Origin of the sequence: Maribellus luteus (assembly GCF_003576475.1) — a bacterium.
GTDB lineage: Bacteria > Bacteroidota > Bacteroidia > Bacteroidales > Prolixibacteraceae > Draconibacterium > Draconibacterium luteum.
Genome location: NZ_QWGR01000161.1, coordinates 1 through 593 on the forward strand (window position 1 = coordinate 1; position 593 = coordinate 593).

Annotated in this window: 1 protein-coding gene; it reads right to left on the bottom strand. The window is 76.4% G+C overall.

Annotated features, from left to right (window positions below; genetic code table 11):
• Positions 1 to 593: hypothetical protein (locus D1614_RS25865; protein WP_206610180.1), on the bottom strand; the 593-nt coding region annotated here is incomplete at both ends.

The following is a 593-nucleotide window of genomic DNA, read 5'->3' on the forward strand; positions in this document are numbered from 1 at the left end:
GCCAAGCGTCGGCGTGCGCCAGTGGCGCGGCGGGCGGGCGGGGGCTCCGGCTCCGGCGGGGCGGCGGCCTGGAGGGCGTCGCCATAGGGGCCCGGATCGTCGGGGATCAGCAGCAGGTCGGCGCCGATCTCTTCGGCGCTGACGAAGCGGGCGGAATCCTCGTAGGACACCGGCAGTTCGGGCAGCTCGGTCATCACCCGCTCGCGCCGCTCGAAGCGCGGATGGATCAGCTCGCCGGTCTCGGCGTAGGTCGAGACCAGCCGCGCCCAGTCGGCCGGGGCGTAGGCGAAGGCCTGGCCCTCGGGGTCGAGGTCGGACCAGTCGGCCTCCTGCGGGGCGCCGACGGCGCGCACCATCCAGGCGCGGGCCTCGTCGGCCTGGCCCAGGGCGTAGGCCAGCCGGGCCATCAGGCCGCACAGCCGCGCGGTCGGCGGCTCCTGCGTCAGGGCGCCGGCGGCCAGCCGGGCCTGGGCGGCCTCGCCGGCGATCAGCGCCTGCTCGACCGACAGGATGCGGCTTTCGCGGGCGCCGGGATTGAGGGCGGCCAGGGCCTGCAGCCGGCGGGCGCGGTCCTTCTTGGTCTCGTTGGTCTT